Here is a 21,292-nt window from a genome sequence, read left to right as displayed (position 1 = left end):
GGAGCGCCCCGCACCCGCCGCCAGAAGGCGGCGGGTCTTTCGTTCGGAGATCGCATGTTCAATTACAGCGTCCGCCGCCTGCTCACAGCGGTGCCGACAATCCTCATCCTGATTGTCTTCGCCTTCTACCTGATGCGGCTGGCCCCCGGTGGCCCCTTCACCTCGGAAAAGCCATTGCCCCCGGCGGTGATGGAAAACGTGCTCAAGCGCTACGGGCTCGACGAGCCGCTGCACGTCCAGCTTTTCACCTACATCAAGAATATCGTCTGCTGCTTTGATTTCGGCCCCTCCTTCTCCCAGAAGGACCGCTCGGTGAACGACATCATCGCACAGGGCTTCCCGGTGACGCTGACCTATGGCTTCTGGTCGGCTGTCTTCGTGCTGATGCTGGGCATCCCGTTGGGGATCATCGCCGCGCTGCGCCACAACGGCTTCTGGGATTACCTGATGACGGGTCTTGCGATCTTCTCCCAGATCTTCCCGAACTTCGTGCTCGCGCCCTTAATGGTGCTGCTGTTCACGCTGAGCTGGGGCCTGCTGCCCGGCGGCGGCTGGAACGGCGGCCAGTGGCAATACATCGTGATGCCCGCCATCGCGCTTGGCACCTCCTACATGGCTGGCGTCGCCCGCCTGACGCGCGGCTCGCTGCTTGAAGTGCTGAACGCGCCCTTCATCCGCACCGCCCGCGCCAAGGGCCTGCCCGAACGCACCATCCTGATCCGCCATGCGCTGAAACCGGCGCTGCTGCCGACGCTCACCTACATGGGGCCGGTCTTCGTCTACATGATCACGGGCTCCGTGTTCATCGACGTTTTCTTCTCCACCGGCGGCATCGGGCAGGATTTCATCGACGGTGCCTACAGCCGCGACTACTCCGTGCTGCTCGGCCTTGCGATCATTTATTGCGTGCTGACCTTCTCGATCAACCTTGTGCTCGATCTGCTCTACGCCTGGATCGACCCGAAAGTGAGGGACTCCCTGTGACCTCCGCCAAAGCCCGCCTGCAATCGCAGGACTTCGCTCAGGATGTCGCCGAGGAGATGCTCTCCTCGCGCTCCTTCTGGGCCGACGCCCGCGCCCGCTTCTTCAAGAACCGCATGGCACTGGTCTCGATCTTTATGCTCTTCCTGCTGGTGCTCTTTGCCATCTTCGGCAATGTGATCGCCCAGTGGAACTACGAGGAAATCGACTGGAACCTCCTTGGCCAGATCAAGGAGGAAGGCGGCCCCTCCATCGCCAATGGCCACTACTTCGGCGTCGATGAACTGGGCCGCGACATGTACGCACGCGTCGTGCAGGGCAGCCGCACCTCGCTGCTAGTCGGCTTCGTTGCCGGCATCGCCTCGGTGCTGATCGGCTCCACAATCGGCGCTTTCGCCGGCTACTTCGGGGGCCGTTTCGACAGCATCGTGATGGGGGCCTACACGATCTGGCTTTCCGTGCCCTACATCATCTTCTTCGTTGTCTGGCAGGCCTTCTTCGGCCGCTCGCTCGGGCAGATGATCCTCGTGATCATCCTCGTGAACTGGACGGCTGGCCTTCTGATCGTGCGCGGTCAGGTGATGATGCTGAGAAACCGCGAATTCGTGGACGCCGCCCGCATGCTGGGCCTGTCGGACGTCGCCATCATCTTCCGCCATATCGCCCCCAACATCCTCTGGGTGGTGGTGATCTACACCTCCATGGTGGTGCCGGAAGTGATCATGATGGAGAGCCTCGTCTCCTTCCTTGGCGTCGGCATCCAGGAGCCCAACACGAGCTGGGGCGCGCTGATTTCCGAGGGCGCTTCCACCATGACCTTCGGCACGCTCTGGCAGCTGGCCTTCCCGGCGGCCTTCTTTGTGATCGCCCAGGTCTCCCTCTACTACATCGGCGACGGCCTCCGTGACGCCCTCGACCCGAAGGATCGCCTATGAGCCTGCTGTCTGTTCGCAATCTTGCCATCCGCTTTGCCACCGGCGATGGCCATGTGCATGCCGTCAACGACGTGAGCTTCGACATCGCCCCCGGCGAGAAGGTCGCGCTGGTGGGGGAAAGTGGCTCCGGCAAAAGCCAGATCGCGCTGTCGATCATGGGGCTGCTGGCCAAGAACGCCCAAGTGGAGGGCGAAGCGCAGTTTGAAGGCCAGAACCTGCTGGCCCTCTCGCAGCCCGCGCTCAACAAGATCCGCGCCAAGAAGATCGCCATGATCTTTCAGGATCCGATGAGCGCGCTGAACCCCTATATGCGGGTTGGCCGCCAGCTGACGGAAATCGTCGAGCTGCACGAGGGGCTGGGCCGCGCCGCCGCCCGCAAACGCGCCATCGAGGCGATGGAGGCGGTGCAGATCCCGGACGCCAGGAACCGGATCGACGCCTACCCCCACGAGTTCTCCGGCGGGATGCGCCAGCGCATCGTCATCGCCATGGCGCTGATCTGCAAGCCGAGCCTGATCCTTGCCGACGAGCCGACAACCGCGCTCGACGTCACGGTGCAGGCCCAGATCATGCGCCTGCTGGACGAGGTCCAGAGCGAGCTGAACACCGCCGTGCTGCTGATCACCCACGATCTGGGCGTGGTGGCGGGCTTCTGCGATCGCGCCATGGTGCTTTATGGTGGGCGGATGATGGAAACCGCGCCCACCAAGGCGCTGTTTGCCGCGCCAAGCCACCCCTACACGCGCGGCCTTCTGCGCGCCGTGCCCAACATCAACGACGACGCAGAGCTGAGCGCCATCCCGGGCAGTCCGCCCAACCAGCTGCGCCCGCTCACCCATTGCCCCTTCGCCGCCCGTTGCGCGGACGCAGTGGCCGAGTGCCAAAGCACCCTGCCCGCGCTCACCGGCGAGATCACCAAACGCGCCTGCCTGCGCCCCGTGGAGGCCCTGTCATGAGCGATGCCATCCTGACCGTCGACGATCTGAAGGTCGTGTTCGACACGCGGCAAGGCCGCAAATACCCGTGGTCGCCGATGAACAAGGTCCATGCGGTGAACGGCGTGAGCCTGCAGCTCGCGCGCGGCCAGACGCTGGGCGTCGTGGGCGAAAGCGGCTGTGGGAAATCCACCCTGATCCGCGCCATCGCCGGGCTTGTCACGCCTTCTGGCGGCACCGTGCGGCTTGAGGGCAAACCGGTAAACTACCAGAGCCGCTCCGAGGTGCTGGCCCTGCGTCACCGGGTGCAGATGATCTTTCAGGATCCCGTGGCCTCGCTGAACCCGCGCATGACGGTGCGCGAGATCGTGAGCGAGCCCGCCACCCGCTTCCGCAAGGATCTGGACGCGCCCGCGCAGGAAAAGCTCGTGCGCGACATGCTGGACCGCGTCGGCATCGCGCAGCGCAACTTCAACCGCTACCCGCATGAGTTCTCCGGCGGCCAATGCCAGCGCATCGGCATCGCCCGCGCTCTGGCGGTGAACCCGGCCATCCTGCTCTGCGACGAGCCGGTCTCCGCCCTTGACGTGTCGATTCAGGCGCAGGTGGTGAACCTGCTGAAAGAGCTGCAGGCGGAGATGGGGCTGTCGCTGATCTTCGTGGCCCACGATCTGGGTGTGGTGCGCCATATCTCCAACGACATCCTCGTCATGTATATGGGCGGGATGATGGAGAAGGCGGAGTCCGCCGCGCTGGTGAAAGCGCCGAGCCACCCCTACACGCAGGCGCTGCTGTCCTCGGTGCCGGTGCCCGACCCGAACGTGGTGGTCCAGCCGCAGGTGCTGGAAGGCGATCTGCCGAGCCCGCTCAACCTGCCCGAAGGCTGCCTGTTCCAATCGCGATGCCCGAAGCGTCAGGACGTGTGCAAGGCCACCAAACCCGCGCTTCTGACGGAAGCAGGCTGCGACGTGGCCTGCCATTTCGCCGGGGCTTAACTCTGCAGAGCTAAGCGTCCGCCCGGGTGGGCGCGAAAACGCGCCCGCCGTGGGGCGGGCGGGCGCGTGCCTGCCGCTGGCGCGACAGGCTCTCTCTCTAGTCTCCCCCCACCTCGGCCCGGCACCAGACACAATCGTGATCCGAAAGCGGCGTGCCCTCTTGCGAGATGGACGGCAGAACCCCTTTCTCTAGGCAGTCCAGATCGCGGCCCGCCAGCCAATCCAGCGTCATCACCCGGTCCGGGTGCGGCGTGATCAGGCTGGGCCGCGTTGTTGGGCCGTCCGCCGTGAAACCCCAATCGTAACCCCGCGCTTCGCCGAGCCCAAAAAGCGTTTCGCGGCGGTGATCGAAATCCGGCGGCAGGTGGTTACCGGTGTTCAGATCGCCTCCGATCAGCACCGGCATCCCCGGCGCAAACGCCTCCACCGCCTCCAGCAGGATCAAAAACTGCGCCTCCCGATGCGCCGCATCGGCGTTGCTTTCCAGATGGGTGGAGACAACGCAGAGCGGCCCCTCCGCCCCCGGCAGCACGGCGGCAATCGCCATCCGCCCGCCAAGGCGTGGCTGGCCCGGATCCACGTCGCGCTCGTCTGCCGAAAACCAATGGCCGTGATCGTCCAGCCGGATCAGGGCGAGCTTTTCAAAGGGCACCGAGGAGAGCACCGCATTGCCATGCCAGCCTCGCGCGTTGACATCGTCCTTGCAGAAGGCGCGCTCCGTCGCCCCGCCCAGATCCAGCTCGTGGAACTCCACCCCGAAGGCGTAGCCCATGCCAAGGGCGGCGGCCACTTCCTCGGTGGTGTGGCGCTGGCCGGTGCGAGCCATGCCGTGATCCACCTCCGAGAGCAGCACCACATCCGGCTTCAGCGGTGCCAGATGGGCGGCGGTGGCTTCGGGGAACAGGCAGCGCTCCACGTTCCAGGCCGCGACGGTGAAACGTTCAGGCAGCCGTGCGGCCCGGGCCGTGCCGCCCACCTGCAACGTGTTCATCGCAGGGACAGAGGCCAGCAAATCCCGATGCGCCTGCGCGGTGCGCGGGGCAGACAGGATCGCCGCGCGCTCCTCCGCCGTCACCAGCGGCAATGTAGAAACGACAGACTCAATCACAGCGCGCGCCCCGTTTCATGGTCAAAGAGGCGCAGGGCTTCGGGCTTCAACCGCACCCGCATCGCACCTGGGCTGGCCTCGCCGCCTTTCCCGATATGGACGGTGAACGGCTGCTCGGCCAGCCGCCCGTGCAGCAGGCGGTGGCCGCCCAGCTCTTCCACGATCTCCACGTCAAAGCCCAACTCGCCCTCCGGGTGCAGCTCCACATCCTCGGGCCGGATGCCCAGCGTCACGGGGCCAACGCCTTCGGCTGCACGCAGCGGCGTGCCACCATTGACGCGCAGCGCGCCCTCTTCCAGCCGCGCTTCAAGCAGGTTCATCGGCGGCGCGCCCATGAAGCTCGCGACGAAGGTCGAGGCCGGGGTGTGGTAGATCTCCGCCGGGGTGCCGATCTGCTCGATCCGGCCCGCGTTCATCACGATGATGCGGTCCGCCATCGTCATCGCTTCCACCTGATCGTGGGTCACATAAACCGAGGTCACCCCCAGCCGCCGCTGCAAGGCCTTGATCTCGATCCGCATCTGGTGGCGCAGCTTGGCGTCGAGGTTGGAGAGCGGCTCGTCAAACAGGAAGAGCGCCGGATCGCGCACCACGGCGCGACCCATGGCCACCCGCTGGCGTTGCCCGCCCGAAAGCTGGCTCGGCTTGCGATCCAGATACTCCGTCAGGTTCAGCATCTCGGCGGCCTGCGCCACTTTCGCCGCGATCACATCGCTGGCGATGCCCCGGTTCTTCAGCCCGTAGGCGATGTTCTTGCGCACCGTCATATGCGGATAGAGCGCGTAGTTCTGGAACACCATGGCGATATCGCGATCCGCCGGATCAACGTCGTTCACCACCCGATCGCCGATGCGCAGCTCGCCCTCGGTGATCTCTTCCAGCCCCGCGATCATGCGCAGCAGCGTGGACTTACCGCAGCCCGATGGGCCGACGAGCACCAGAAACTCGCCATCCTTGATGGAAAACCCCGTCCGCTCAAGGGCCTGAAACCCATTGGGGTAGACCTTGCGAATATTGCTCAGGGAAACATGTGCCATTGTTGAGCGTCCTTACTTGTCGGAATCCGTGAGGCCCTTGACGAACCAGCTCTGGAAGAAGATCACCACCAGAACCGGCGGCAGGATGGCGATGAGCGCGAGCATGTTGGCGCGCCCGTATTCGGGGATGTTGGTGCCTTCCAGATCCTGCGTGAGCTGCTTGATGCCGCGCACCAGCGTGTACATGCTCTCGTCCGTCGTGATCATCGTCGGCCAGAGGTATTGGTTCCAACCGAAGACGAACATGATGATGAACATGGCGGCGATCATCGTCTGCGACAGCGGGATCAGGATATCGATGAAGAATTTCACCGGCCCCGCGCCGTCGATCCGGGCGGCCTCCACCAGCTCTTCGGGCACCGAGCGGAAGAACTGCCGGAAAAAGAAGGTGGCCGTGGCCGAGGCGATCAGCGGCACGATCAGGCCGGTGTAGCTGTTGAGCAGCCCCAGCTTCTGCGCGATCTCGTAGGAGGGCAGGATGCGCACCTCCAGCGGCAGCAGCAGCGTGGTGAAGATCAGCCAGAAGGCAAAGGTGGCAAAGCGCAGCCGGAAATAGACAAGCGCATAGGCCGCCATCATCCCGATCAGGATCTTGCCAAGGGCAAAGCCGAGGCCAAGGATCAGCGAGTTCGCCAGCATCGACACGCCGGTGTTCTCGCCCGAAAAGCCCGAGGCCTTGAACATGGCGGATTTGAAATTCGCGCCCATCTGATCGCCGATCACCAGCTGGGGGCCGTGTTTGATCGTGTCCAGATCGCTGGTGGTGGTGGTTTGCAGCACCACCAGAAGCGGCACCAGCATGAAGAGCGCGCCGAGGATCAGCACCGCGTGATCCACCACGCGGCCAAGGCGGAAGCCGCGGCGGCGCGGCGCGGGGATCGCGGGGGCCTGTTGCAGAACATCTGTCATCGCGTATTGCCTCAGGTGTAATGGATGCGGCGGTCGATCAGGCGGAACTGGAACACCGTCAGCGCAAGTACCAGAACCATCAGCACCACCGATTGCGCCGAGCTTCCGCCCAGATCATTGCCCCGGAAGCCGTCCACATAGACCTTGTAAACCAGCGTCATCGGGTTGTTGCCGGGCTCGCCCTTCACCATCGTGTCGACGATGCCGAAGGTATCAAACAGCGCATAGGTGATGTTGACGATCAGCAGGAAAAAACCTGTCGGCGCGAGCAGCGGGAAGGTCACGCCCCAGAAACGGGAGGTGGCGGAGCCGTTGTCGATCAGCGCCGCCTCGCGCACCGCCTTGGGGATGGATTGCAGCCCCGAGAGGAAGAAGATGAAGTTCACCGGCACCTGTTTCCAGACCGAAACAAGCACCATCGCGGCGGCGGTATCGGTGAAATTCACCCCCAGTTTGAAATCCCAACCAATCGCGCGGGCGGCCTCGGTGAGGGGGCCCCAGCTCTGGTTGAACATGATCAGCCCGATGAACCCGGCCACCGGCGGGGCCACGGCATAGACCCACATCAGAAGCGTGCGGTAGGTTTTCGCGCCCCGGATCACATTGTCGGCCTTCACCGCCAGCAGCAGCGCCAGCGCGAGGGAAAAGAATGTCACCAGAAGCGTGAAAAGCAGGGTAAACCGCGCGATCTTCAGGTATTCGCTGCTGGCGGCAAGATCGGTGTAATTGTCGAACCCCACGAAGGTCGCGCCGAAGCCGAAGGGATCCTGCAGGAAAAAAGAAGACTGCACCGCATGGGCGGCGGGCCAGTAGAAGAAGATCGTGATGATGGCGAGCTGCGGCAGCAAAAGCAGCATGGGCAGCCAGCGCGTGGTGAAACCGGCGCGTTTCATGGGGACTCCCGGAAAAAAGGGGCGGCCGCAGGGGGGTGCGGCCGCCAGTCGTGTGAGGGTGGAGCGGGTTAGCTCTGGGTCTTGGAGAAGCGGGCCAGCAGGGCGTTGGCTTCGGCTTCGATGGCCTTGAAGGCCTCTTCCACGGTGGTTTCGCCGGTCAGGATGCGGCCGTATTCCCGGTTCATCACGTCGCGGATCTGCACGTAGAAGCCCATGCGGTAGCCCTTGGTGTGCTCACCGGCGGGCAGGGACAGCTGCTGGATGCCCACTTCGGCCGCCGGGAAGCGGTCATAGTGGCCGTCGGCCTTGGCCAGTTCGTAGGCGGCTTCGGTGATCGGCACGTAGCCGGTGTCCTGGTGCCAGAAGTACTGGGTTTCAGGCTTAGTAAGGTATTCGAAGAAAGCAGCGGTGGCCGCGTTTTCCTCGGCACCATGGCCGGCCATGGCAAAGAGCGCCGCGCCGCCGATGAACGTCTGTTTCGGCTCGCTCGTCACGGCCTCCCAATAGGGCAGGTAGGTGGCGGAGAAATCAAAGCCCAGATCCTTCTTGGAGAGCCCGCCGAAGGAGCCCGAGGAGCCCAGCCAGATCGCGACCTTGCCTTCTTCGAACGGGGTCTGGTTGTCACCCCAGCCGGTGCCGAACCATTCGAAGTAGCCTTCTTCCTGCCACTCGGTCACGGCGGTGAAATGGGCTTTGATGGCGTCGTTGTTCACGAGGATCTGGGTGTCGTCGCCGCCGGTGTAGCCGTTGTCGTTCGTGGCGAACGGCAGATCGTGGCGGGACATGAAGTTCTCGGTGAAGATCCACGGCAGGTGGGATTGGCTCAGCGCGGTGTAGCCGGCCTCTTTCAGCGCGGGCGCGGTGACGGTTTGAAATTCTTCCCAGGTCTTCGGCGCGCTCACACCGGCTTCTTCCAGCGCCTGCACGTTGAAATACATGATCGGCGAAGAAGAGTTGAACGGCATGCCGACCATCTTGCCTTCGGCGTCGGCGTAGAAGTAGCGCACGCCCGAGATGTAGTCTTCGATATCGAAGGCGACACCGTTCTCGACCAGCAGATCCTGCACCGGGATCGTCGCGCCTTTGGCGCCGATCACGGTGGCGGCACCGGCGTCAAACACCTGCAGGATGTTGGGCTGCTCACCGGCGCGGAAAGCGGCGATGCCAGCGGTCAGGGCTTCCTCGTAGGTGCCTTTGAACACGGGCGTGATCTTGTAGGCGTCCTGCGAGGCGTTGAAGTCCTCGGCGATCTTGTTGACGGTCTCTCCAAGGGCGCCGCCCATGGCGTGCCAGAAGGTGATTTCGGTTTCGGCCGTGGAAGCATTGGCCACCAGCGCGAAGGCCGCGGCGGCGGCAAAGGACAGGGATTTCATCAGGTCTCTCCGGTTCGAATTGGGCCCGGTGCCGCGCCCGGTCCGGTTCGGGCCGGGGCGCGCACCGGGGCGGTGCATGACCGCCCAATTCGCCGAAGAGGGTGACAGCCGCGTGACGCTTTTGTTTCAGCTCCGCGAAACCTGTCAGGATCGTTTCAAGCGCGGCTCAGGCCGCCGCCATCAGCCGCTCACGCTTGCGCTTTTCCAGCGTCACGTGCCGCCGGTGGGTCGAGAGCCTGTCCACCACCACCGCCGCCAGCAGCACCGCGCCGCGCACGGCGTCGTAGATGTAGGGCGAGGCGTTCATCAGGTTCAGCCCGTTGTCGATCAGCACCAGAAACACCGCGCCGATCACCGATCCGGCCACGGTGCCCGTGCCGCCCGTCAGCTTGGTGCCGCCAAGGATCACCGCCGCGATCACGGTAAACTCGATCCCGATGCCGATGCCCGATTGCAGCCCCCCCACCCGCGCGAGCAGCACGAGCGCCGCGATCCCCGTCAGGAAGCCGCCGATGCCATAGGCCAGCACCGTGACGCGATCCACCGGCAGGCCGGTTTCATGGGCCGAGCGCTGGCTTGCACCAAGCGCGCGGATGTAGACGCCAAAGCGCGTCTGGGTGAAGAGATAGACGCCGAGCAGGAAGACCACCGCAAGGATCAGGATCGGCACCGGCACGCCGAAGATCCGCCCATTGCCCAGAAAGCCCATCTCGCGCGGCACCGGGATGTTCTGCGCCTCCGTCAGGTGGATCGCCGCGCCGCGATAGATCGAATAGGTCGCCAGCGTGGTGATCAGCGGCGAAACGCGAAAGCGCACGATCAGCAGGCCGTTGAGCGCCCCCAAGAGCGTCGCGCAGAGCATGGCCGCGGCGAAAGCCAGCGGGTAGCTGCCGGTCTCCAGCATCAGCTTGGCGAAGAGCGCCGACGTGAAGAAGAGGATCGCGCCCACCGAGATGTCGATCCCGGCCGTGGTGATGACGAAGGTCATGCCGATGGCCATGATCGCGGTGACGCTGGCCTGCACGAGGATGGATTGCATGTTGGCAAACGACAGGAACGCAGGTGCCGCCACCGAAAGCAGCGCGGCCAGCCCCAGCGTGGCCAGCAGGATCGGCATCCATTTCTGCCGTGTCAGCGGGTTCTTGCGGGATTGGCCACTCATGTCTGCTCTCCGGCTTCACCCGTGCTGGCGGCAAGGGAAATGATCTTCACCGCGTCGTAATCCTCGCGCTGGAAGCTGCCCGCAATCCGCCCCTTGCGCATCACCAGCAGGCGGTGGGTGGTGTGCAGAAGCTCCGGCAGATCGGAGGAGACGATCAGCACGCCGCGCCCCTGCCGCGCCAGTTCGGCCACGGCGGCGTGAATGTCGAACTTCGCGCCGATGTCCACGCCCTTGGTGGGCTCATCGAGGATCAGGATATCGGGGGCCATCGCCAGCCAGCGCGCGATCAGCACCTTCTGCTGGTTGCCGCCCGACAGATCGCCGACCGGGTTTTCCACATGGGGCACGGCGATGCCGCGCGTTTCCACGATGCCCTCCGCCACGGCGCGCTCGCCGCCAAAGCCCAGCTTGCGTTTCACGAAGGCCTTCAGCGCCGCCGCCGAGAGGTTCTCGCGCACAGGGCGGTTCAGGAACAGCCCGTTTCGTCGGCGATCTTCCGGCACGTAGCACATGCCGCGCGCCTTCATCCCGGCCACGGTGGCGCGGGGCACGGGCGCGCCCTTCACGGTGATCGCCCCGCCAGAGGGGCGCAGGCCGAAGATCGCCTCGGCCAGCTCCGTGCGCCCGGCCCCCATAAGGCCGGATATGCCCAGAATCTCACCCCGGCGCAGGGCGAAGCTGATGTCGTGGAAATCGGCGGAGCTCAAACCTTCCACGCGCAGGATCTCCTCCGCACCGTGCGCGCCCAGATCGAGCGTGGCATCCGCCATCGCCCGGCCCACCATCATCTCTTCCAGCTGCCGCCGCGAGACATCCGCCAGCCGCCCCTGCCCCACCTGCTTGCCGTCGCGCAGCACGATGAAGCTTTCGCAAAGGCGGTAGATCTCCTCCATGAAGTGGGAAATGAAGATGATCGCCACCCCACGCGCCTTCAGCATGTCGACGATGGCAAAGAGCTTTTCGCGCTCCAGCGCAGTGAGCGAGGTTGTCGGCTCATCGAGGATCAGCACCCGGTCGGCGTGGCGCAGGGCCTTGGCGATCTCCACCACCTGCTGATGCCCCGCGCCAAGCGTTTCCACCAGCGCGCGGGGGTCGATCTTGATGCCGAGGATGCCCAGCTGCTCTTCCGCCACGGCCTCTGCCGCGCGCCAGTCGATGCGCGCCGGGCGGCCCGGCAGATCGGAGATGCAGATGTTTTCGGCCACCGAAAGCGCGCCGAAGAGCGAAAGCTCCTGGTGGACGGCGGAAATCCCGGGCCGCGCGCCTTCGCCCGGCGGCACCGGCGTGCCCGCGATGCGGATCTCGCCCTTGGTGGGCGTCAGCAGCCCGCAGAGCATGTTCTTCGTGGTGGATTTGCCCGCGCCGTTTTCCCCCACCAGCGCGATGGCCTCGCCGGGGTGCAGCGCGAAGGAAACGTCATCCACCACCGTCTTGCCCGCGAAGGCCTTGGACAGGTGGCGCACCTCCAGAACGGGGGCCGTGGTGGCGGGCGTCTCAGCCGCGGGTAGGGATTGCAGCATCACAGGGCCCTCCGGCCGCTCAGTTTCATGGCGACCCATGTGCCAAGGAAGATCAGCACGCCCTGAATGATGAGCTGGTCGTAGAAGGGAATGCCCATCAGGTTCAGCCCGCTCGTGAGTACCGCCAGCAGCGCGACGCCCAGCACGGTGCGCCCGATGCTGCCTTCGCCGCCCGTCATGCTGGTGCCGCCCAGCACCACCGCGCCGATGATGATCAGCAACAGCGTGTCGCCCACGCCGGGGATCGCGTTGCCGAGATTGGCGATGGAGACAAACCCCGCCACCCCGGCCAGCACGCCGGAGAGCAAGTAGACCTCGCATTCGATGCGGGCCACGTTCAGCCCGGCGTAGCGCGCGGCCGAGGGGTTGGAGCCCGTCAGCATCACGTGGCGGCCCCATGTGCTGTGGCCCAGCACCACCGCACCGCCGCCCGCGATGGCCAGCGCCACCACCATGACGGCGGGCAGGCCGAACCACAGAAGAAAGCCGAAATCGAGCAACCCGTAGGGCGTGCCCTTCACCGCGATGCCCTCGCTCATCACGAAAGCCAGCCCGCGCGCGATCAGCTGCGTGGCCATGGTGGTGATGAAAGGGGTCAGTTTGAAATAGCCGATCAGCACGCCGTTCAGCAGGCCAAAGCCCGCACCCACGGCCACGGCAGTGAGCACGCCCAGCGGGATGCTGCCCGTCTGCGCCATCACGATCCCGGCCAGCACGGCGGAGGCGCTGATCACGGTTGAGATCGAAAGATCAATGCCGCCGATCAGGAAAACGAACGTCATCCCCACGGCGGCGATCAGCACTACGGCATTCGCGCCCAGCATCGCCTCGATATTGCCAGCTGTGGCAAAATAGGGCGAGGCGGCAGAGAACAGCGCCAGCAGCAGAAGCACCACCGGCACGGCGGGGTAGGATTTCAGGGCGGCGATGGCCTTGGGCAGCATGGCGGTGGCACCGGGCATTCAGGAAACGTACGGAAAGGCGAAAGCGGGGCGCGCCGGGAAGGCGGCGCACCCCGCGGATCGGTGCGCGAATTACTTCGCGCCCCAGATCTTGGCCTTGTTGGCCTCGGCATCGGCCATCGTGTAGAAATCGCCGGGGATCACGTTGATGCGCTCAACGGCATTGCCCGCGAGGATGTCGGCCACCAGCGCAACCGCCTTGCGGCCCGTCGCCTCGGTGCCCATCACCACGAAACCGTCCGCCACGCCGCCGACAACGGCCTGATAGCCATCGTTGGAGCCGTTCACGCCGGTCACAACCACATGGCCCTCTTCGCCCAGCTTCATCAGCTTGCCGGTGTCCGTCAGTACGGTTTCCACCGCCGGGATGTGGGTGTCGGTGGCGGCGAACACGGCCTTCACGTCCGGGTTGGCCTGAATGGCGTTCTGGGTGCCGGAGAGCGCGCGGGCGGAATCCCAATCGGTCGGCACTTCGATCAGCTTCACGTTCTCAAGCGTTGCGATGCCTTCGCGGAAGCCCTTGGAGCGGTCGATGCCGTTCTGATCGTTCAGCGCGCCGATCAGCTCGACGATGGTGATCTCGCCTTCCACACCGGCCAGCGCCTTGGCGGTGTATTCGCCGGCCAGGCGACCATCAAACAGCGAATCCGGGCCGACGAAGGCCTGCACCACGCGGCTGTCGGGCAGATCGCGGTCATAGGCGACAACCGGGATCCCGGCGCGCTGCGCGGCGATCAGGGCGCGCTCGATGGTGTTCTGGTCCACGGCGCAGACGAGGATCGCGTCCACATCCTGCGCGATGAGCGACTGGATCTGCGCGTTCTGCTGCTGGGCGTCGCCATCGGCCACCACCTCAACCACCTCGTAGCCGCGGTCGGCGGCCTCGGCCTTGATGCCGTTGTTCACCGCCACGCGGCTTTCAAACAGCTGGTCCACCGACAGGCCGATCTTGATGCCCTCGGCATAGACGCTGGACGCGGTGGCAAGCGCGATCGTGGTGATCGCGGCGAAAATCTTCTTCATGGGTCTCTCCTCCCTCTGGTGATGCCCGAATGCGGGCAGACGCGCGTGTCACCGGGCCGAAACGGGCCACACAGGCGAGTCGAATCCCATATGCGCAAATTACTTTTATATGCGCAAATGATTTTTCATATATTTTTCGGTAGTGACAGTCATACGCAGCAGGCGCGACGCTGCCTCAGGCCTGCGCGCTTGTCTCGCCTCCGGGTAAGGTGAGCTGTGCAGATGGTAAGATCACGCGAGCGCCCAAGCCCGCGCGCAGAAAAGCGCCACCCACCGGCAGGCCGGGAGCGTCAACGCGGCGCGGCGAAAGCGGGCTTAAGCGCTTGTTTGCAAACGGCTTCCATGGGCGCGGCGGAAATCCGACGGGCTTGCGCCGGTGTGTTTGCGAAACACCCGGTTGAAATGCGACAGCGAGCCGAAGCCCGAGTCCATCGCGATGTCCACGATGGAGTCCTCCCCCTGCATCAGGAGCGCCTGCGCATAGGAAAGCCGCAGCAGCAGCACATATTGGTTGAGCGTCATCCCGGTGGATTTGCGAAACACGCTCATCGCGTATTTCGGGTGAATCTGCGCCGAGCTGGCGATGGAGGAGGCGTCGATCTCATCCTTGAAATGGCGGCTCATGAATTCAAGCATGGAGCCGATCCTGTCAAAGCTGGGCTGATCCGGCGCTTCCGAGGCCGATTCCCCGGCCGCAGGCGGGCAGCGCACCTCGTAGGGCGCAAGCACCAGCCGTTCGATGCGCAGCAGCATCTCCTCGGTGGCGATGATCCGCGCCGCCGGATCGCCGGAGCGAAAGTAATCCGCCCAGCGGGCAAAGGCGAGGTGATCCTCCGCATGGGGGGCCTTGGTGATCAGCGCGCCGCCGCGCATGAGGGCTTCGCGTAAGGAATCCGGCAGGCGCAGGCGGAAGAACTGCAAGAGCGGCAGATGAATCGCCTCCATCTCGCCATCGGCGGCGCAATCGCTCAGGCGATGCGGCAGCCCACCCCAGAACACCGCCATATGGCCCTCGGGGATCTCCATCGGGAAGCCGTGCATCTCGTAAAACACGCTGCCGCGCCTTGCGTAGTTGATCTCGATCTGCGCGTGCCAGTGCTGCGATTGCATGATCGCCGGGTGCCCGCGGCCAAGGATGATCTCGTTGGGCAACTGCTCCACGGTGCTGCCCGCCGGATCCCACAATCTTTTTTCGACGATCTTACGATCTGGTGACTCGCGCTTCCCCACGGATGAGACGTCCCCCTCGGACTCAGGCATGTTCACGTTCTCATCGATCGTATCAGACAGGGGGAGGAACTCGAAATGAAACGATTCACTGCAAGCGTCGTGGCAGCCATCAGCCTTGCGGCTCCGGCTGCGGCCACGGCGGAAACCGAAATCACCGTCTGGGGCTGGGGTGTCGCCGCCAAGGCGCTGGACGCCACCGTGGCGGGCTTCAACGCCGAGAACCCGGACATCAAGGTCACCGTGGAAAATCTTGGCTACTCGCAGGTGAAAAGCCGCGTGCTGGCCGCCTGCGCCGCCGGGGGCACGGGCCTGCCGGATGTGTTCCAGTTCCAGAACATCGAGATGGAGCTGATCAAGGCACAGTTCCCCGATTGCGCCACCGATCTGGTGCCGCTGGGCTTTGACGCCGACAAACAGGCCGGCTTCCCCGATTTCAAACTCACCGCCCTGCGCGATGGCGAGCGGGTGATCGGGATGCCGTGGGACACCGGCCCGGCCGTGCTCTTCTACCGCCGTGACTTCTATAAGAACGCGGGCGTCGATCCCGAAAGCGTTGTCACCTGGGAGGATTTCCACGCTGCGGGCAAGAAGATCATGGAAGCCAACCCCGGCGTCACCATGTCCAACGACAACCTCAACGGCGGCGCGGAATGGTTCCGCATGATCGCCAACGAGCAGGGCTGCGGCTACTTCTCGGAGGATGGCGAAAGCATCACCGTGAACCAGCCGGGCTGCGTGGCCGCGCTGGAGGTGCTGGGCCGCATGGTCAATGACGGCTTGGTGACGGCGGGCGATTTCAGCGAGCGCGTGCAGAACGCGGGCGCGGGCGTCGTGGCCACGGCGATGAACGGCGCGTGGTTTGACGGCACCCTGCGCGACAACGTCCCGGCCGAGCAGGCAGGCCTCTGGGGCGTCACCCTGATGCCGACAGTCGCCGAAGGCGGCAGCCGCGCGGCCAACGTGGGCGGCTCGCTGCTGGCGATCGCCGACAACAGCGACCAGAAAGACGCGGCCTACAAGTACCTCGCCTATACGCTGGGCACGAACGAGGGCCAGATCACCATGCTGCGCGAATACGGGCTGGTGCCCTCGCTGCTGAGCGCGCTGGAGGATCCCTTCGTGAAGGAACCGCACCCCTTCTACGCGGATCAGACCGTCTGGGAAACGGTGCTGGGCCGGCTCGACAAGATCAAGCCCGCCACCGGCACCCCCTTCTTCGGCGACGCCGATCAGGTGATCCAGGCCACCCAGATCGCCTACATCAAGGGCGAGCATGAAAGCGCACAATCCGCGCTCGACGATGCCGCCAAGCAGATCAGCTTCGCCACGGGCCTGCCCATCGCGAAGTGATCCAGCCCGGCGGGCGTCCTCCCGATTGCCCGCCGGCACCCCTGACCCGGACCAAAGACAATGCGCCTCAGAACCAAAGTGGCTTACGGCTTCCTTGCGCCCTACCTCGCGATCTTCGCGGTGTTCTGGTGCTGGCCGATCCTCTACTCTTTCTACCTCTCCTTCATGTCCACCCGGCGCGCGCCGTGGAGCTTCAACCCGGGCATGACATGGGGCCGCGTGGTACAGGATCCGGCCTATTGGAACGCGCTGGAAAACACGCTCACCATCCTTGTGATTCAGGTGCCGGTGATGCTCACGCTGGCCACGCTGCTGGCGGTCTTCCTGAACTCGCCCTTGCTGCGCGCCCGCGGGCTGATGCGCTTTGCCTTCTTTGCGCCGGTGGTGATCGGCGAGGCCGCCTATGCTGCCGTCTTCCGGCTGATGTTCAACGCCGAGTTCGGCATCGTGAACAAGATGTTCGAAAGCGTCGGCCTGCCCGCGCTCAACTGGTTCGGCGATCCCGACGCCGCCATGGCGGTGATCATCGTCGCCGTGACGTGGCGCTGGGTCGGCTATAACGCGATCATCATCCTGTCGGGCCTGCAATCCATCCCCGAGGATGTCTACGAGGCCGCCACGCTGGACCGCGTCACCCCGCGCCAGCAGTTCTTCCACATCACCCTGCCGCTTCTGCGCCCGATCATCCTGTTTTGCCTCGTGCTCTCCGTCATCGGCTCGATGCAGATGTTCGTGGAGCCCTACCTGATCACCAACCAGGGCGGCCCCGGCGGCGGCACCGAAACCCTCGGCCTCTACCTCTATCGGCAGGGTTTCCTGAACCTCAACTTCGGCTACGCCTCCGCCATCGCCTACACCATCGCGATGCTGGCGGTCGCCATTGCTGCCCTGAACCTCTGGCTCGGGAGGGACCGCACATGACATCCCGCTCCAAGACCCTGCGCCTGCGCGCGCTCGCGCTGCACGCCGTGCTGGTGCCGCTGGCACTGCTCTGGCTGCTGCCGATCTGGATGATGCTCGTCTTTGCCACCATGGGCGATGAGGCGATCTTCTCGCCCCGGATCGAGCTGATCCCGTCGGATCAGTTCCTTGAAAACTTCCGCAAGCTGCAGGCCGATCTGGATTTCGTGCGCACCATCTTCGTTTCCGTGGTTGTGGCCAGCGTTTACACCGTGCTCTCCATGGCGCTCACCTCCATGGCGGGCTGGGCACTGGCGCGCTACCGCTTCCACGGGCGCGGCGCGGTGATCGCCATCATCCTCGGCACGATGACCCTGCCCTATTTCGTCGTCGTCATTCCGCAGTTCATCATGGTGGCGCGCGATTTCGGCCTCTCCGACACATGGGTCGCGCTGATCGTGCCGCCGCTGTTCAACTCGCTCGGAGTTCTGTTCATGCGGCAGGCGTTTTCGATGATGCCCGCCGATCTGTTTGACGCCGCCCGCGTGGAGGGCGTCAGCGAATGGCGCATCTTCTTCTACGTCGCCCTGCCGCTCGCCCGCCCCACGCTGGCCGCGCTCGGCATCATCCTCTTCCTGCACAGCTGGAACAATTACCTCTGGCCGCTGCTGATCGCCAATGACCCGGCCATGATGACGGCCCCCGTCGCGCTTGGCTCGCTGATCGGCATCACCGAAGTGAGCTGGGGCGGCATCATGGTGGGGGCGGTGCTGCTCACCACGCCGATGCTCGCCGTCTTCGTCTTCCTGCAACGCTATTTCATGTCCGGCATCACCGCCGGGGCCATCAAGTAAGGAGCGCCCCCATGGCATCGGTCACCCTGCAAGGGCTCAGAAAATCCTACGGCGCCCATGCCGTGATCCACGGCGCGGATCTGACGGTGGAGGACGGTGAGTTCGTCGTCTTCGTCGGCCCCTCCGGCTGCGGGAAATCCACACTGCTGCGCATGATCGCCGGGCTGGAGGACATCTCCGGCGGCGAGCTGCAGATCGGCGCCACCCGCATGAACGACACCGAGCCGGGCGAACGCGGCGTGGCCATGGTGTTCCAGACCTATGCGCTCTACCCGCATATGAGCGTGGAGGCCAACATGGGCTTCGGCATGCGCATGACAGGCCACGCCAAGCCCGAGACCGAGACGCGCGTGCGCTCCGCCGCTGATGTGCTGCAGCTCGCCCCGCTGCTCGCCCGCCTGCCCAAGGCGCTGTCCGGCGGGCAACGCCAGCGCGTCGCCATCGGTCGCGCCATCGTGCGCGAGCCGGATGTATTCCTGTTCGATGAGCCGCTCTCCAACCTCGACGCCGAGTTGCGCGTGAAGATGCGGGTGGAGATCGCCCGCCTGCACGGCGAATTGGGCGCGACGATGATCTATGTCACCCACGATCAGACGGAAGCCATGACGCTGGCCGACCGCATCGTCGTGCTGCGCGACGGGCGCATCGAGCAGGTCGGCGCGCCGCTGGATCTCTACCACCGCCCCGCCAACCGCTTCGTGGCGGGCTTCATCGGCTCGCCGATGATGAATTTCTTTGAAGGCACCGTCACCGGTGCGGGCCAGGTGACGCTGGAAGCGCACCCGGAATGCCGCCTTGCCCTGCCGCAGGCGAAAGCCCTGCCCCACGGCGCTGCCGTGACGCTCGGCATAAGGCCCGAGCACTTCGCCCCTGCGCCGCTGCCCGAGGGCAATCTCACCCTCACCATCGACGTGATCGAACGCCTCGGCGCGCTGAGCTACGCCTATGCCGAAACCAAGGGCGACGCGCCGGTGATCGTCGCCCGCCCGGAAGACGCAAGCGAAGATCGCCCCGGCGGGCAGATCACCGTCGGCATCCGGCCTGAGCGCGCCCATCTCTTTGCCGCCGACGGCACCCGCCTGCCCTGACACCCTTTTCATCCGACGCTTTGCAAGGACACCAACCCATGCCCGCTTCCGCACGCCCCGCCCAGACCCTCGGCGTCTGCTATTACCCCGAACACTGGCCCGAAGAGCGCTGGCCGTTGGATGCCCGCATGATGGCCGAGGCCGGGATCGAATATGTCCGCATCGGCGAGTTCGCCTGGGGCCTGATGGAGCCAGACCCCGGCACCTACGATTGGGCGTGGCTGGACCGCGCCATCGAGGTGCTGCACAAGGCGGGCCGCAAGATCGTGCTCGGCACCCCCACCGCCACGCCGCCGAAATGGCTGGTGGACAGCATGCCCGACATGCTCCCCATCGGCCCCGACGGGCGCGTGCGCGGCTTCGGCTCGCGGCGGCATTATTGCTTCAGCCATCAGGGCTACCGCGCCGAATGCCTGCGCATCACCGAGGCCATGGCGCAGCGCTACGGCACCCACCCGGCTGTGGCGGCCTGGCAGACCGACAACGAATACGGCTGCCACAAGACAACGCTCTCTTATTCCCAAGCCGCGCTCCACGGCTTCCGCGACTGGCTCGCCCAGAAATACCAAAGCCCTGAAGCGCTGAACCGGGCATGGGGCAATGTCTTCTGGTCGATGGAGTACCGTAGCTTTGACGAGGTCGAACTGCCCATCGGCGCGGTGACGGAAACCAACCCCGCCCACAAGCTCGATTTCCGCCGCTATGCCTCCGATCAAGTAGTGGCCTTCAACCGCCTGCAATGCGACGCGATCCGCCGCCATTCGCCGGGCCGCCCGATCAGCCACAACTTCATGGGCAAGTTCTTCGAGTTCGACCATTACGACGTCAGCGCCGATCTGGACATCGCCGCATGGGACGCCTACCCGACAGGCTTTCTGGACCGCGAGTTGGGCGATCCGGAACTGATCAAACGTTACATGCAGATCGGGCATCCGGATTTTGACGCCTTCCACCACGATCTCTACCGGGCTTGCGGCGATCTGCGCAACGGCACGGCCGCAGGGCGCTGGTGGGTGATGGAGCAGCAGCCGCCGGGGCCGCTGAACTGGGGCAGCTACAACCCTGCGCCACACCCGGAAGCCGGGCGTCTCTGGGTCTGGGAGGCCTTTGCGGCCGGGGCGGAAGTCGTCAGCTTCTTCCGCTGGCGGCAGCCTTCTTTCGCGCAGGAGCAGATGCACGAAGGCCTCCTGCTGCCTGATGGCACCCCCAACAAGGGCTATGCGCTCTGCGGGCAGATCCACGAGGAACTCACCGCGCTTGCCCCGCTCTCTGACCCGGCCCGCGCAGAAGTGGCGCTGGTGTTTGATTATCCCAGCCAGTGGATTACCGAGATCCAGCCCCACGCGCAGGACGCCTCCCATTTCGACACCGCCTTGCGCGCCTACGCCGCCCTGCGCCGCGCCGGGATCAGCGTCGATATCGTGCCGCCCACAGCCGAAGCCATTGCCGGGCGCAAGCTCGTGGTGCTGCCCATGGTCACGCTGATCGAACCCGCTTTCGCCGAGGCGCTCGCCGCCTGCGAGGCCACCGTGCTCGCCGGGCCCTGGGCGGGCAGCAAGGGCCATAACCTGACGATCTCCGAAGGCCTGCCCCCCGGCCCCCTGCGCGCGCTGATCGACATCCGCATCCCCCGCGTGGAAACCCGCCGCCCCTTCGCGCCGATCCCGCTCGCCAAGGGCGGCGCATTCGCGGGCTGGCGCGAGTTCGTGGAGCCCGGCGCGGGCGTCACCGTGGTCGAGGAAACCGTGGACGGCACACCGGCGCTCCTGCAACAGGGCCGCGCCTTCTACCTGCCGGGCCGCCCGGACGAGCCCGCCTTTGATCGCCTCATGCGCCATGTGCTGGACGCGGCGGGCGTAGCGTGGCTCGACCTGCCCCCCGACGTGCGCCTGCGCGACAACGGCCCCCACCGCTTCCTGTTCAACTACAGCGGCGATCCGGTGGACCTCACCGCCCTTTTCGGCGCAGAGGATTTCGCCTTCGGCAGCCCCGAACTGGGCCGTTGCGGCGTGGCCTGCATCACGCGCAAAACCTAAA

The 21,292-nt window shown here is 65.2% G+C and carries 19 protein-coding genes; 9 read left to right on the top strand and 10 right to left on the bottom strand.

The genetic code is table 11. The features are described from left to right. Positions 1-54: 54 nt before the first annotated feature. Genes KVX96_RS18895 through KVX96_RS18880 form a run of 4 tightly spaced genes read left to right on the top strand, consistent with a single transcriptional unit; the run spans position 55 to position 3,846 of the window. A complete protein-coding gene (locus KVX96_RS18895; protein WP_261196407.1) occupies positions 55-984 on the top strand; it encodes an ABC transporter permease subunit in 930 nt (309 codons plus the stop codon). After that, on the top strand, positions 981-1,916 hold the full coding sequence (locus KVX96_RS18890; RefSeq protein ID WP_261196405.1) for an ABC transporter permease: 936 nt from the start codon (positions 981-983) through the stop codon (positions 1,914-1,916). The genes KVX96_RS18895 and KVX96_RS18890 overlap by 4 nt, the downstream gene beginning before the upstream one ends. After that, a complete protein-coding gene (locus KVX96_RS18885) occupies positions 1,913-2,872 on the top strand; it encodes an ABC transporter ATP-binding protein (RefSeq protein ID WP_261196403.1) in 960 nt (319 codons plus the stop codon). The genes KVX96_RS18890 and KVX96_RS18885 overlap by 4 nt, the downstream gene beginning before the upstream one ends. Further along, entirely contained in the window at positions 2,869-3,846 is a 978-nt protein-coding gene (locus tag KVX96_RS18880; protein WP_261196402.1) for an ABC transporter ATP-binding protein, read from the top strand. Before KVX96_RS18885 ends, KVX96_RS18880 begins: the two co-directional genes overlap by 4 nt. Positions 3,847-3,943: 97 nt before the next feature. Here KVX96_RS18880 and KVX96_RS18875 read toward each other — a convergent pair whose 3' ends face one another. The 10 genes from KVX96_RS18875 to KVX96_RS18830 form a co-directional block, all read right to left on the bottom strand. After that, positions 3,944-4,954, bottom strand: a complete 1,011-nt coding sequence (locus KVX96_RS18875) for an endonuclease/exonuclease/phosphatase family protein (protein ID WP_314733147.1) — start codon at positions 4,952-4,954, stop codon at positions 3,944-3,946. After that, positions 4,951-5,991 (bottom strand): ABC transporter ATP-binding protein, encoded by a 1,041-nt coding sequence (locus KVX96_RS18870; protein ID WP_261196400.1) that lies wholly within the window; start codon positions 5,989-5,991, stop codon positions 4,951-4,953. Before KVX96_RS18870 ends, KVX96_RS18875 begins: the two co-directional genes overlap by 4 nt. Positions 5,992-6,003: 12 nt before the next feature. Next, a complete protein-coding gene (locus tag KVX96_RS18865) occupies positions 6,004-6,900 on the bottom strand; it encodes an ABC transporter permease subunit (protein WP_261196398.1) in 897 nt (298 codons plus the stop codon). 11 nt (positions 6,901-6,911) lie between these two features. Continuing rightward, positions 6,912-7,793, bottom strand: coding sequence for an ABC transporter permease subunit (locus tag KVX96_RS18860; RefSeq protein WP_261196397.1), 882 nt, complete (start codon positions 7,791-7,793; stop codon positions 6,912-6,914). Positions 7,794-7,861: 68 nt separating this feature from the next. Continuing rightward, positions 7,862-9,166 carry an extracellular solute-binding protein gene (locus KVX96_RS18855; RefSeq protein WP_261196395.1) on the bottom strand — a complete coding sequence of 435 codons (1,305 nt, stop codon included), beginning with the start codon at positions 9,164-9,166 and terminating at the stop codon, positions 7,862-7,864. A gap of 166 nt (positions 9,167-9,332) precedes the next feature. Beyond that, positions 9,333-10,328 carry an ABC transporter permease gene (locus KVX96_RS18850; protein WP_261196394.1) on the bottom strand — a complete coding sequence of 332 codons (996 nt, stop codon included), beginning with the start codon at positions 10,326-10,328 and terminating at the stop codon, positions 9,333-9,335. Then, entirely contained in the window at positions 10,325-11,848 is a 1,524-nt protein-coding gene (locus KVX96_RS18845; RefSeq protein WP_261196393.1) for a sugar ABC transporter ATP-binding protein, read from the bottom strand. The genes KVX96_RS18850 and KVX96_RS18845 overlap by 4 nt, the downstream gene beginning before the upstream one ends. Next, complete coding sequence (locus KVX96_RS18840) at positions 11,848-12,810, bottom strand: ABC transporter permease (RefSeq protein WP_261196392.1); 963 nt, start codon at positions 12,808-12,810, stop codon at positions 11,848-11,850. The genes KVX96_RS18845 and KVX96_RS18840 overlap by 1 nt, the downstream gene beginning before the upstream one ends. Before the next feature lie 72 nt (positions 12,811-12,882). Further along, complete coding sequence (locus tag KVX96_RS18835) at positions 12,883-13,833, bottom strand: sugar ABC transporter substrate-binding protein (RefSeq protein WP_261196391.1); 951 nt, start codon at positions 13,831-13,833, stop codon at positions 12,883-12,885. Positions 13,834-14,148: 315 nt separating this feature from the next. Further along, entirely contained in the window at positions 14,149-15,093 is a 945-nt protein-coding gene (locus KVX96_RS18830) for a helix-turn-helix domain-containing protein (RefSeq protein ID WP_261196390.1), read from the bottom strand. A gap of 45 nt (positions 15,094-15,138) precedes the next feature. Between KVX96_RS18830 and KVX96_RS18825 the strand changes: the two genes are divergently transcribed. The 5 genes from KVX96_RS18825 to KVX96_RS18805 are packed head-to-tail and all read left to right on the top strand — an operon-like array spanning position 15,139 to position 21,291. After that, complete coding sequence (locus tag KVX96_RS18825; RefSeq protein ID WP_261196389.1) at positions 15,139-16,413, top strand: ABC transporter substrate-binding protein; 1,275 nt, start codon at positions 15,139-15,141, stop codon at positions 16,411-16,413. 60 nt (positions 16,414-16,473) lie between these two features. Then, a complete protein-coding gene (locus tag KVX96_RS18820; protein ID WP_261196388.1) occupies positions 16,474-17,334 on the top strand; it encodes a carbohydrate ABC transporter permease in 861 nt (286 codons plus the stop codon). Beyond that, positions 17,331-18,167 carry a carbohydrate ABC transporter permease gene (locus tag KVX96_RS18815; RefSeq protein ID WP_261196387.1) on the top strand — a complete coding sequence of 279 codons (837 nt, stop codon included), beginning with the start codon at positions 17,331-17,333 and terminating at the stop codon, positions 18,165-18,167. Before KVX96_RS18820 ends, KVX96_RS18815 begins: the two co-directional genes overlap by 4 nt. Positions 18,168-18,178: 11 nt before the next feature. Next, positions 18,179-19,255: an ABC transporter ATP-binding protein gene (locus KVX96_RS18810; RefSeq protein ID WP_261196385.1), complete on the top strand. Its 1,077-nt coding sequence runs from the start codon at positions 18,179-18,181 to the stop codon at positions 19,253-19,255. A 38-nt stretch (positions 19,256-19,293) separates the two neighbouring features. After that, positions 19,294-21,291 (top strand): beta-galactosidase, encoded by a 1,998-nt coding sequence (locus KVX96_RS18805; protein WP_261196383.1) that lies wholly within the window; start codon positions 19,294-19,296, stop codon positions 21,289-21,291. The last annotated feature ends 1 nt before the right edge of the window (position 21,292 follow it).

Origin of the sequence: Pseudoruegeria sp. SHC-113 (assembly GCF_025376885.1) — a bacterium.
In the GTDB taxonomy this organism is placed as follows: Bacteria; Pseudomonadota; Alphaproteobacteria; order Rhodobacterales; family Rhodobacteraceae; genus Pseudoruegeria.
This window is presented reverse-complemented; position numbering and strand designations above follow the sequence as displayed.